Origin of the sequence: Streptomyces sp. NPDC086835 (assembly GCF_044745705.1) — a bacterium.
Lineage (GTDB): Bacteria > Actinomycetota > Actinomycetes > Streptomycetales > Streptomycetaceae > Streptomyces.
Window position 1 is genome coordinate 104,238 of the sequence record NZ_JBIVAU010000010.1, and the last position, 12,014, is coordinate 116,251.

The window sequence follows — 12,014 nt, forward strand, 5'->3', positions numbered from 1 at the left end:
TGGCGTGAGCAGCGTTAGACATGCCGGGGCCTGTCGTGGGCCCCCGGCCGGACCCGTGAATCTTCAGGAGCCCCCATGCTGCGCCGCCTTGTCCTCACCGCGACCGCGTCCGTCGCCGCCCTGACCGCGGCCGTGCCCCCCGCCGGGGCGGTCGTACTCTCGCCGCCGCCGCTGCCCCTGCCGCTGCTGGACAGACCCGCCCCCGAGCAGCCCGACCGGCTGACAGTGATCGTCTCCGCGACCGGGAACACCCGGACGGACGGCAGGTACGAGCTCGAATGCGGACCGGCCGGCGGGACGCACCCCTCCGCCGAGTCGGCCTGCAACCGCCTCGAGGAACTCGCGCGGGAGCAGCAGGACCCCTTCGCCCCGGTGGCCGAGGACCAGATGTGCACCCAGCAGTTCGGCGGGCCGGCCACGGCGCGGGTCACCGGAACCTGGCAGGGGCGACAGGTGGACGCCACCTTCGACCGGAGCAACGGCTGCGAGATCTCGCGGTGGCAGACACTCGAGCCGGTGCTGCCGAACACCAGGTCATAGGCCGACGGCGTACGTCATGTGCACACAACCTTGGTGAGAGCTCCCCCTCATCCGCCGTCCGAGCCCCGGTCGGTGCCCTTAGACTCCCTTCAGTGACAGGCCGAGGCCCGAGGGGCAATATGGGACCGGCCGTCCGCAATACGCAGTAGGTCAGGGAGGAACCGTCGTCGTGAGCAGCAGGCCATCCCGAGGCGCTGCTCGCCTCGCAGCCATACTCGACGCCCTTCCGGACGGGCTCGTGCTCGTCAATGCCAACGGCACGGTCGTCAACGCCAACACCATCGCCCTCGAGCTTTTCGAGACCCCGGGGACCGCTCTGGTCGGACGGGGTCTCCTCGATCTGCTGCCCGAGTTCGACTCGCGGCTGATCCCCGGGTCGATGCGCCGGCCCGACTCCGCCGACCATCGGGGGCGCACCAAGCCCACCCGCATGATCGCGCGGCGCACGGACGGCGGCGAGTTCCCCGTCGAGGTGACCAGCGCGAGCCTGGAGGACGGGCGCGAGGCGTACGACTCCTTCAACGCGTACACCGGCGACGAGCTGCTGATGCTCGTCGTCCGCGATCTGTCGGGCACCGTCGACACCGAGGCGGAGCTGGCGCGTTCGCAGCGGCAGACCGAGATGATCCTCCGGGCGGCCTCCGAGGGCGTCGTGGGCACCGACACCGACGGACGGGTCGTGCTGGTCAACCCGGCCGCCGCCCAGATCCTCGGGTTCCGCGCCAGCGACCTCGGCGGCCAGGAGCTGCACCCGCTGATCCTGCACTCGCGCGCGGACGGCGAGCCGTTCCCGTACGAGGAGTCGCCGCTCGCCGACACCCTCAAGTCCGGGCGCAAGCACCGGGTGCGCGGCCAGGTGCTGTGGGCGAAGAACGGCTCCAAGGTCGCCGTGGACCTGACGACGGCGCCGGTACGCGACGGGGACCAGCTGGTCGGCGCGGTGATGACGTTCACCGACCGGCGGCCCTACGAGGAGCAGGCCGAGAAGCACGCCGCCGAGCTGACGGAGACGACGGAGCGGCTCACGGCGGAACTCGCCGCCACCACCGAGCGGTACGAGGCCGAGCTGGCGGACAAGGTCGAGCGCTACGAGGCCGAGCTCGCGGACAAGGCCGACCGCTACACGGCCGAGCTGGAAGCCGGCTCCGAGCGGTACGCGGAGCTGAGCGCCCGGCACGCGCAGCTGACCGCGGTGCTCGGGGAGTCGCTGCGCGGCCCGCTGGAGGAACTGCGCACCGAGCTGGGCACGCTGGCGGCCGACCCGGCCGGACAGCTGTGGCCGGAGGCGAACCAGATCCTGCACCACCTGGCCGCCGGCTACGCCCGGATGACGACGCTCGTCGACAACGTCCTCGGCTATCAGCGGCTCGACACCGGCGCGGAACAGCTGACGAAGGCCAACGTCCTGCTCGACGCGGTCGTCGCGGCCGGCGTCGAGGGAGCGATCGAGCTCATCGGTCCCGGGCGCGCCCAGTTCGCGGTGCACGCGCCGCCGATAGAGGCAGAGGTCGACGGGGCACGACTGGCCACGGCGCTCGCGCACCTGGTGGCGGACGTGGCGGGCGTCGACTCGACCGGCAAGGCCAAGCTCCCTCCCGGTGGCGGCTACGTGGACTCGACGGTCGTCGTCGCGGCCGCCCAGCGCGGTGACGTCGTACGGATCGAGGTGCGCGGGCCGTTCGCCGGGGGAGACCCGGTGCACGAGCCGATCGTGCGCGGGATCGTACGGGCGCACGGCGGTGTGCTGCAGACGCACGAGGTGCCGGGGATGAGCGGCAGCGCGTACGTGCTCGAGGTGCCGCTGGGCGAGGGCGCGGGGACGGTCACCCGGCCCGCCCCTGCCGCGGCTCAGCTGCCGGCGCTGCCCGCGCAGCAGTCGGCCGAGCAGTCCAGGCCGTCCGGGCCCGTCATGGCTTCGGCGAACACGACGACCGGGGGCGGCGGACGCCGACGGGCCCGGCGGGCCTCCACGGACGCCTTCCTGGAGAGCCCCGTGGCCATGGAGGACCCGGTGGCCGCGACGCAGCCCACCGGGCGGCGCCGGGCGACGCAGCCGGACGCCGAGCTCATCCCCGCCCAGGACACGGGTGAGGGACCTGCCCGGAGCGGCCTCGAAGGCCCGGCCGAGGGCCAGGGCGGCAGCGGGGGGACCGGACGGCGGCGTGGTCGCCCCAGCCCCGCCGAGAACGCGGCCGTGGCCGTGCAGCCCGCGGAAGGCTCCGTGGTGACCGCCGCGGAAGGCGCGGGCGGACGTGCGGCGCTCGGGGAGACCGTGCCGCCGCAGGGTGTACCGGTCGACGCCCACGGGCTGCAGGCGACGCCTTCTGGGCGGCGCGCGCGCCGGGCAGTCGAGAGCGGCCTGCCCTCACCGGCGGGCGCCGAGCAGGCCCGGCAGGCGCCGCAGCCCAGCGGCCGGCGCGCCAGGCGAGCGCTGGCAGCGGCACCGGCCGAGGCCGAGAGCGCGGCACCGCGGAGCGCGTTCGCACTGCCGCCGGCGGAAGCGGACCGGATCCCCGCCGGAGCGGTCAGGCCCGAGGGCCCGACGGCTGAACGGCACGACGCCGTGGCGGCGGTTCCGGACACCACGCATCACACGCCTCCGCAGCAGCACCCGGCGCCGACCGGGCGCAGGCGGGCCCGTAACGAGGGGCAGCCGACCCCGCCGCCGCAGGCTCAGGTCTCCGGCGACGCTCCGGCCGGGCCCACGGCGGCCGGTCAGGCCGTGTGGGGGCAGGAAGCCGCTCTCCCTGGCGGTCCTGCCGACAGTCACGGTCCTGCCGACAGTCCTTCCGTCGGCGGTCCTTCCGTCAGCGGCACGGACGGCATCGGCCCGGACGGCGTCCCTGCCGCCGCCGAACCGCCCGTCGCAGCCGGGCACCCGTCGGACGGCCAGGGCTTCGCCCCGCCCGCGCCGGTGTCGGACACCGGTTCCGTGTCACTGCCCCTGCCGCCCGTCGCACCGGCTCAGCCGCAGGACGAAGCGGGACAGCAGCACCAGGAGGGGAACGCCCGGCAGCCCGGGGCGCTCCCGCCTGCCCAGGCGCCTCGGCCTGCGGCCGCGCGGGTCGCCCAGCCCCTCCCCGAGGAGCAGCCGGTACCCGCCGACTCCACGCAGGGGCGTGCGTTCAGCGTGCGCACCCTGGGCCAGGGCGTGCCGTTCGCCCAGCACCTCACCCAGCAGCAGAACCAGACGCTCGGATCCGGCCGCCGCAGAAAACTCGGCACACGTCCCGACGGCGAGCAGCCCGAACTGGCCGCCCGGCCCCATCCGCAGCCCGCCGCTGCGCCGGTGCCCGCCCCCGTTCCCCCCGCTGTGCCGCAGAACGGTCCGCGGCTCCCCGCCGACCGCGCGGACAGCCGCTCCGAGGGGCGGTCCTACGCGATAGGCGCACCCGACGAGGGTGCGGAGGGGCCCGAGCCGCTGGACGGGCCCGGAGGTGCGGTCGAGGTCGCCAACCAGCCGCAGCCGCAGCCGGTCGACGACGAACTGCCCCCGGAGCCGCTGGACAACCCCCGTCGGCTGCTGGTGTGGCCGGCACCCGACGTCTCCACCCAGCAGGCGCTGAGCGACCGTGGCTACCGGCCCGTCGTCGTGCACTCGCGTGAGGAGGTCGACGCGCAGATCGCGGCGTTCCCGGCCGCCCTGTTCGTGGACCCCCTCACCGGGCCGATCACCCGGACCGCTCTGCAGTCGCTGCGCCAGGCCGCGGTGGCCGCCGAGGTTCCGGTACTGGTGACGGCCGGTCTCGGGCAGGCGACGCGGGAGGCCGCGTACGGCGCCGATCCCGCCGTACTCCTCAAGGCACTGGCGCCCAGGGACAGCGAGCAGCACCCGTCGCGGGTGCTGCTGATCGAGGAGCACGAGGAGATCGCCCTCGCGCTGACGTCCGCGCTGGAACGGCGCGGCATGCAGGTGGCACGCGCCGGCGCCGACGCGGACGCCGTCACCCTCGCCACCCAGATGCGGCCGAACCTGGTCGTGATGGACCTGATGCAGGTGCGCCGCCGACGTGCCGGGATCATCGACTGGCTGCGTGCGAACGGCCAGTTGAACCGCACCCCGCTGGTCGTCTACACCTCGGCCGGCCTCGACCCGGCGGAGCTGCCGCGGCTGTCCTCGGGGGAGACGGTGCTCTTCCTCGCGGAACGCTCGACGAGCAACGAGGTCCAGGCGCGCATCGTGGACCTGCTGGCGAAGATCGGCACCAACTGACGTGAAGGGGCCGGCGGTCCCGACCGCCGGCCCCATCTGTTCCCGCTGCTGCTCGCGCTGCCTGAGCGGCTACGGCTCCGTGCCTGTCGCTCTTTGTCCCGCGGCTCGGAGTCCTACAGCTCCGTGACGTCGAGCTCGCCGTCCGCGTACTGCCGGCGGATGACCTTCTTGTCGAACTTGCCCACACTCGTCTTCGGCACCGCCGGAACAACCGCCCAGCGCTCCGGGAGCTGCCACTTGGCGATCTTCCCGGCGAGGAACGTCTTGAGCGTCTCGTAGTCCGCCGTCGCCCCTTCCTTCAGCACCACGGTCGCCAGCGGCCGCTCGCCCCACTTGTCGTCGGGTACGGCGACGACCGCCGCCTCCGCCACCTCGGGGTGTGCCATGAGGGCGTTCTCGAGCTCGACACTGGAGATCCACTCGCCACCCGACTTGATGACGTCCTTGGCCCGGTCGGTCAGGGTCAGGAAGCCGTCGGGGCTGATCACGCCGACGTCGCCGGTCTTCAGCCAGCCGTCCTCGCTGAACTTGTCCTCGGGCCGGAAGTCCTCGCCGCCCGCACCGCCGTAGTACGCACCCGCGATCCAGGCGCCGCGCACCTCCAGCTCCCCGGCCGACTCGCCGTCCCACGGCAGGAGGTCGCCGCCGGGGCCGACCAGCCGCCCCTCGACGCCCGCCGGGAAGCGGCCCTGCGTGATGCGGTACGGCCACTCCTCCTCGGCGGTCAGACCGGCCGGCGGGTGGGCCATGGTGCCGAGCGGAGACGTCTCGGTCATGCCCCAGGCCTGACAGAGCCGGACGCCGAGCTTGTCGTAGGCCTCCATGAGAGAGGGCGGACAGGCGGCGCCGCCGATGGTGACCTGCGTCATGGAGCTCAGGTCGCGCGGGTTCGCGGTCACCTCCGCGAGCAGGCCCTGCCAGATCGTCGGGACCGCCGCGGCGTGCTGGGGCTTCTCACGCTCGATCATCTCGGCGAGCGGGGCGGGCTGGAGGAAACGGTCCGGCATCAGCATGTTGATGCCGGTCATGAACGTGGCGTGCGGGAGTCCCCAGGCGTTCACATGGAACTGGGGAACGACCACGAGGGTGGTGTCCTTGTCGGTCAGGCCCATCGACTCCGCCATGTTGACCTGCATGGAGTGCAGGTAGATCGAGCGGTGGGAGTAGACGACGCCCTTGGGGTCGCCCGTCGTGCCGGAGGTGTAGCACATGGCCGCGGCGGCGCGCTCGTCCAGCTCGGGCCAGTCGTACGTGGTCGGGCGGCCGGCGATCAACTCCTCGTACTCGTGGACCTGCGCCTCCGTGTCGGCGAGCAGGGACCGGTCGCCCGGGCCGGAGACGACGATGTGCTCGATCGTCGGCAGATGCGGCAGCAGCGGCGCCAGAAGCGGCAGGAGCGAGCCGTTGACGATCACGGCGCGGTCCGCGGCGTGATTGACGATCCAGACCAGTTGCTCGGCGGGCAGCCGCAGGTTGAGCGTGTGGAGCACGGCGCCCATGGAGGGAATCGCGAAGTACGCCTCCACGTGCTCGGCGTTGTTCCACATGAGGGTGGCGACTCTCTGGTCACCGTCGATACCGAGCTCGTCGCGCAGGGCGTTGGCCAGCTGGGTGGCCCGGCGGCCTGCCTCCGCGAAACTGCGCCGCTGCGGCTCGGGCTCCCCGGTCCAGGTGGTGATCTGCGATTTCCCGTGGATCGTCATCCCATGCTGGAGGATGCGGGTCACAGTCAGCGGTACGTCCTGCATGGTGCTCAGCACGGCGTCCTCCCGGTGGGCGCGTTGCGCTACGTGGCAGAAAAGGTGGGAAGATTCTGCGCACATACCACGCGGTATGTCACTACCCGGAGGTAATGAATCGTCGTACATCACCGCGCAGCACCGCACAACAGCGCACACGATCCGGCCAGACCTGAGCGGCCGCGGGCGCACGGATGCGGGCGGGCACGTGCCGCCGCGTACGGGAAACGGGCGGCCGGGCAGGAGGTCGTCAGGGACCGGTCGTCAGCGGACCGGTGACAGCTCCGGATCCTCGCGGAGCTTCCCCAGCGCCCGTGACACGGCGCTCTTGACCGTACCGATCGACACCCCGAGCACCTCCGCCGTCTGCGCCTCGCTCAGATCCTCGTAGTAGCGGAGCACGACCATCGCTCGCTGGCGGTCCGGCAGCTTCATCACCGCGCGCCACATCGCGTCGTGCAGCACCTGCTGCTCGGCCGGGTCGGTGGGAGGAACCGTCACCGGCTCGGGCAGCTCGTCGCAGACGAACTCGTCCACCTTGCGCTTGCGCCACTGCGACGTCCGCGTGTTCAGCAGTGCCCGGCGGACATAGCCGTCGAGCGCCCGGTGGTCCTCGATCCGCTCCCAGGCGACGTACGTCTTGGTCAGCGCCGTCTGCAGGAGATCCTCCGCGTCGCTCACGTTCGACGTCAGCGAGCGGGCGGTACGCAGCAGCACAGGCCCCCGCGCCTGTACGTACGACGAGAACGAGGCGTAGGGCGTGTACGACGGCACCGGCGCGGCGGCCTTGGAAGCGCTCGTACAGACTGGCGTGGTCATGGCTCAACGCTAGGAGCGCACCCCGCCGTCGCGGATCGGCCCCAGGTCCCGAAGCGGTGTCCCCCTCAGGTTGTAGGGGCGCCTCGGGCTCCACCTCCTGAAGGTGGAGGACACCCTCAGGGGCTACTCGCCGTCGGCCCCCAGAACCAGTCCCGAGGTGGGCACGCCCGTGCCCGCGGTGACCAGGGCCCTGGCCGCACCGGGTATCTGGTTCACCGCCGTGCCGCGAAGCTGTCTGACCGCCTCGGCGATGCCGTTCATCCCGTGCAGATACGCCTCTCCCAGCTGCCCTCCATGAGTGTTCAGCGGCAGGATGTCCGACGCCACGAACGCGGCCCCCTCTCCGGGCTTGCAGAAGCCGAACTCCTCGAGCTGCATGAGCACGAACGGTGTGAAGTGGTCGTAGACGATCCCCACGTCGATGTCTCTCGGGGCGAGCCCGGAGGTCCGCCACAACTGCCGGGCGACGACTCCCATCTCGGGGAGGCCGGTGAGGTCGTCGCGGTAGAAGCTGGTCATCTGCTCCTGGGCTCTGCCCGCGCCCTGGGCGGCGGCGAGGATCACGGCCGGCGGCCGCCGCAGGTCGCGTGCCCGCTCGAGACCGGTGACGACGATCGCCTGGCCGCCGTCGGTCTCCTGGCAGCAGTCCAGCAGCCGCAGCGGCTCGACCGTCCAGCGGGAGGCGGCGTGATCCTCCAGGGTGATGGGGCGGCCGTAGAAATACGCGGCGGGGTTGGTGGCCGCGTGACGCCGGCCGGTGACAGCGACATGGCCGAACGCCTCCGGTGTCAGCCCGTAGGCGTACAGATAGCGCTGGGCGGCCATCGCCACCCAGGATGCGGGCGTGAGCAGGCCGAACGGGAGATTCCAGCCGAGCGCGGCGCCTTCCGCGGACGGCTCCCTGTGCTGCACGCCGGAACCGAAGCGCCGCCCGGACCGCTCGTTGAACGCCCGGTAGCAGACGACGACCTCGGCGATACCCGCGGCAACCGCCAGTGCCGCCTGCTGCACGGTCGCGCAGGCCGCGCCGCCGCCGTAATGGACGCGCGAGAAGAACGACAGCTCTCCGATGCCGGCGGCCTGCGCGACCGTGATCTCCGGGTTGGTGTCCATCGTGAAGGTCACCATGCCGTCGACGTCCGCGGGGGAGAGGCCCGCGTCGTCCAGCGCGGCGCGCACGGCCTCGGCGGCGAGCCTGAGCTCGCTGCGGCCGGAGTTCTTCGAGAACTCGGTCGCCCCGATGCCGACGACGGCCGCCCTCCCGCCAAGGGCGTCCCTCTCACGGATGCTCATACGGCGACCTCCGGAATCGTCACTGTCACCGTGCCGGTGACGTGGTTGCCAAGGCTGTTGGCGCCGACGACCCGCACCTCGGCGGTCGTTCCGTCGAACGCGCCGATCGTGCCGCTCAGCACCATCGTGTCTCCCGGGTGGTTGGGGGCGCCGAGCCGTATGGACACCTTGCGCAGGACGGCGCGGTCCCCGAAGCAGTCGGTGATGTACCGACCGACCAGGCCGTTGGTCGTCAGGATGTTCATGAAGATGTCCGGAGACCCCTTCTCCTTGGCGATCTCCGCGTCGTGGTGCACATCCTGGAAGTCGCGTGAGGCGATGGCTCCCGCGACGATCAGCGTGCGCGTGACGGGAACGGCCAGCGAAGGCAGGGCCGTGCCGACGCGCAGGGTAGGGGGCAGATCCGGGCGGGCTGCGGAGGCCGGGCGGAGGTCTTGGCCGGGGGCCGGGTCGGGGTCGGCGGCCGGGCCAGGGGCCACGTCTGGAGCTACGCCGGGCTTCGAGGAGTCCGTGTCGGCCGACGCCCCCGGCACCCCGCGGAAGACAGGAAGCTCGTACTCCCCGCCCACGCCGAGGAATTCGAGCTCCACCGGCATACCGATGCGCACTTTGTCGGGCGGCACACCCACGATGTTGCTGACCATCCGCACGCCCTCGGCCAGCTCGATCAGCCCCACCGCGAACGGCGGGTCGAACGCCGGGAACGGCGGGTGGTGCATGACCACATAGGAGAAGACGCTTCCCGAGCCGCTCGCCTCCAGCGTGTCCCAGTGAGGCGAGCCACAGGCACCGCACCCCGGCAGCCAGGGAAACCGTGGCTTTCCGCATCCACCGCACCGCTGAATGAGCAGCCGTCGCTCGGCCACGCCCTCCCAGAAACCGGCGTTGTCCCTGTTGATCACCGGACGCGGCCGACCGTCCTTCGGTTTCCTGTTCCTGGGTGCGTACTTCAGGATCCGGAAGCGGTGCGTCCCTGCCGGCTCCCCGCCTGCCCGCACGTCCATCCGCGTGGTGATGAAGTAGCCGGTCCCCAGCTTGGTCGTCTTGCGCTGGGACACGGATTCGATCACCGAGTCGAAGGTGATCCGGTCACCCGGGCGTAACGGCCGCAGATACTCCTGCTCGCAGTCCGTGGCCACCACCGAGGTGCACCCGGCCTCGTCGAGCAGCTCGAGCAGTTCGTCATGCGCCGCGTTACGGCCCGTGTGTCCCGACAGACCGCTCATCGTCCATGCCTGGAGCATCGTCGGCGGAGCGACGGCGCCCGGCCCGGCGTAGGCAGGGTGTCTGTCCCCCATCGCCTCGCACCAGTGCCTGATCATCGGCTCGTTGACCAGGTCCTTGCCCACGCCGGAGAGGGTGGCGCGCCGCCCCTCGTACGTCCTCAGCCGTGCGTACAGACCGTCGGTCACCTCTCCCCCTCCTTCATGTGGGTCGCATCGCCGCCATGGTCCGCGCCGCACATCGCTCACCCCTTCCCCCGAGGTGATGATCCACGCGGCCTCCGATGGCCCCTGCCTCCCTACGCTCTGCCGGGCTCCTCCGTGCGGCTCTCACTAAATCTGACTGTCCGTCAGCTACTCGCCCCTGTCAAGGTCATGCGGCCGGACGGCCCGGACACACCCCCACACCCATGGACCGTCACGCCCCTCCCGCGACCCATCTGTGCGGCGGTGTCCCCAAGCACCGCCGCACAGGCGATCGTCCCCACCCGGCTCACCCACCCCTCGGGCCGGCCGTCACCGCAGAAGCGAGAAATTCACGGTGCCCTTGCCCTGATCGATGACCGTGAAGCCGAGCCCATTGGCCCCGGCGGCATTGCTCTGGTCACTCGTCCCCGGCCCTGTCGCGACCTGTTCAGTGGGGGACGAATTGCCGAAGTCGGCGCCGCAGACGCCACTACCGGCGACGGTCGCCATCGACCCGTTCGACCCGTCGCCCCCGAAGTCGTTGTCGGCCTGGGCCACCCCGCCGAGCAGTGCGACGCGAGGGGCATGGCGGCGAGAACGCAGGCGAAACGGATGCTTGCCATGTCACTTCCTCCATGTACCGGAACTGCACAAGTGCTTTGGATTGCAGGGCGGTTGGCCTGCCGCTCCCGACTCGATCACGACGTCGCAAGATCAGAATTGCCCACGCGATCCACCACCAATCGCCCCGGTAGGGGTGGTTCGCTCGCAAGCGTGAGGACTTGTCGATAAACCCTCTTCCTGCCCGAAGATCGACCGATTGGCACCATCGCTTCAGGGGCGGGCGCCGCAAGAGGCGATACGATTCGGCAACTTTTGCGCCATATCTCCGCCTTCCCTTCTTCGAACGTCTGTACGAAAATGGATCCATGGCCATCACCGACCGGCAGACCGCCACCCTGGCCCTCGCCCACGCCCTCTCCGCCGCTGAGCGCGGGCTCCCCGTCATTCCCCTGTCCGCGACGAAGCTCCCCGCCCTGCGCTCCCCCCACCACGGGGACCCACAACCGGTCCTGTGCCGGGGCGAATGCGGTCTCCCCGGCCATGGCGTCCACGACGCCACCACCGAGCCCGCTGCTGTACGCGCCCTCTTCGCGGCCGCGCCCTGGGCCACCGGTTACGGCATCGCCTGTGGGCGTCCGCCGCACCACTTGATCGGCATCGATCTCGACACCAAGTCCTCGACCGACTCGATGGCGGAACTGCAGCACCTGGCGCTGCGCCACCTGTTCACCATCCCGGAGACGGTCACCGTCCTCACGCCCAGCGGAGGCCGCCACCTTTGGCTGACGGGGCCGCCCGACGCCGTCGTCCCCAACTCGGCGAGCCGGCTCGCCCCCGGCATAGACGTCCGCGGCACGGGCGGATATCTCGTCGGCCCCGGCTCGGTCACCGCCAACGGCGCGTACCGCATCGCACCCGGCACGGCCCACCTCGCACCGGCGCCCTGCCCCCGCGCGCTCCTACGGCTGATCACGCCCCCGGCACGCACCCGTTCCGTCGCCGGTTCGCCCCACGGCCAAGGGCACGGCCTGGTCCAGTTCGTACTCGCGGCGCAGGAGGGACAGCGGAACACCCGACTGTTCTGGGCGGCATGCCGCGCCTACGAGAACGGCCTCGGCGACTCCCTGACGGAAGCCCTCACCGACGCGGCCGTCCGCGCCGGCCTCACAGAACGCGAGGCCCGCGCCACGATCGCGTCCGCCGACCGTCTCACGTCGAACCGCGGCATCCGCTGACCGCGGCCGGCCCGGCATTTCGTGGTGCGCCGGCGGTCGCAGTTCCGCTTCAGTCGCCACGGTGAACGCAGAGGGTGGGGGGCCCCACCCGGGCCCCCCCCCCCCCCCCGCCAATTACAGCTCCACGGGGGGGCGGGTGGCCCCCCCCCCCCGGGTGCGCGTGGGCCCCAGGGCGGCGCCCCGCGGGGGCCCCGCCCAGAGG

7 protein-coding genes and 1 pseudogene are annotated in these 12,014 nt (G+C 71.9%); 3 read left to right on the plus strand and 5 right to left on the minus strand.

Annotated elements, in window-relative coordinates; all coding sequences use genetic code 11:
* The first annotated feature begins 75 nt into the window (after positions 1 to 75).
* Entirely contained in the window at positions 76 to 540 is a 465-nt protein-coding gene (locus ACIPJI_RS28390) for an SSI family serine proteinase inhibitor (protein ID WP_307707292.1), read from the plus strand.
* A 169-nt stretch (positions 541 to 709) separates the two neighbouring features.
* Positions 710 to 4,753 (plus strand): PAS domain-containing protein, encoded by a 4,044-nt coding sequence (locus ACIPJI_RS28395; protein ID WP_402249637.1) that lies wholly within the window; start codon positions 710 to 712, stop codon positions 4,751 to 4,753.
* Between the two features lie 113 nt (positions 4,754 to 4,866).
* Here the strand turns inward: ACIPJI_RS28395 and ACIPJI_RS28400 are convergent, their stop codons facing one another.
* The 5 genes and pseudogenes from ACIPJI_RS28400 to ACIPJI_RS28420 all read right to left on the minus strand — a co-directional run bounded on the left by ACIPJI_RS28400 (position 4,867) and on the right by ACIPJI_RS28420 (position 10,571).
* Complete coding sequence (locus tag ACIPJI_RS28400) at positions 4,867 to 6,513, minus strand: long-chain fatty acid--CoA ligase (protein ID WP_356622300.1); 1,647 nt, start codon at positions 6,511 to 6,513, stop codon at positions 4,867 to 4,869.
* 243 nt (positions 6,514 to 6,756) lie between these two features.
* Positions 6,757 to 7,311: a SigE family RNA polymerase sigma factor gene (locus ACIPJI_RS28405; RefSeq protein ID WP_307707295.1), complete on the minus strand. Its 555-nt coding sequence runs from the start codon at positions 7,309 to 7,311 to the stop codon at positions 6,757 to 6,759.
* Positions 7,312 to 7,434: 123 nt separating this feature from the next.
* Positions 7,435 to 8,604 (minus strand): lipid-transfer protein, encoded by a 1,170-nt coding sequence (locus ACIPJI_RS28410; RefSeq protein WP_402249639.1) that lies wholly within the window; start codon positions 8,602 to 8,604, stop codon positions 7,435 to 7,437.
* Positions 8,605 to 9,137: 533 nt separating this feature from the next.
* Positions 9,138 to 10,016 (minus strand): annotated as a pseudogene (locus ACIPJI_RS28415) (bifunctional MaoC family dehydratase N-terminal/OB-fold nucleic acid binding domain-containing protein); the annotation flags it as partial.
* Between the two features lie 327 nt (positions 10,017 to 10,343).
* Complete coding sequence (locus tag ACIPJI_RS28420; RefSeq protein WP_402249640.1) at positions 10,344 to 10,571, minus strand: hypothetical protein; 228 nt, start codon at positions 10,569 to 10,571, stop codon at positions 10,344 to 10,346.
* 371 nt (positions 10,572 to 10,942) lie between these two features.
* On the opposite strand from ACIPJI_RS28420, the gene ACIPJI_RS28425 reads away from it, so the two are divergent.
* Positions 10,943 to 11,812, plus strand: a complete 870-nt coding sequence (locus ACIPJI_RS28425) for a bifunctional DNA primase/polymerase (protein ID WP_307707297.1) — start codon at positions 10,943 to 10,945, stop codon at positions 11,810 to 11,812.
* Positions 11,813 to 12,014 lie beyond the last annotated feature (202 nt).